The following is a 337-nucleotide window of genomic DNA, read 5'->3' on the forward strand; positions in this document are numbered from 1 at the left end:
ACACGTAGTATCATTATTTGCAATCTCTGCTACCTCTAGTTTTACACGACCCTTATCTGAATCATTTACTACTAAATAATCTTTGCCCTCTATTTCTTCTAGTACAAAGCTTACGTTTATTGTATTCAAGGCTGACCAATCAATCTCTTGTGGCTTACCTTGATCATCTAAGTAATAAAACTTGTTCTCTGTTTTATTGTAAACTACATTTCCAAAGGTCTTATTTAACTTGTTGATGATATTTGTGATAAACTCTTCCTTATTGGTCAACTCTGTAATAAAGCTATCGTTGTTTACCAACTCTGTGATAAACGTAGCATTATTTGCAATCTCTGCC

Annotated in this window: 1 pseudogene; it reads right to left on the minus strand. The window is 33.2% G+C overall.

The features are described from left to right. Positions 1-337: pseudogene (locus tag RH98_RS15815) on the minus strand (hypothetical protein); the annotation flags it as partial.

The sequence above is a fragment of the Myroides injenensis M09-0166 genome (assembly GCF_000246945.1).
GTDB lineage: Bacteria > Bacteroidota > Bacteroidia > Flavobacteriales > Flavobacteriaceae > Flavobacterium > Flavobacterium injenense.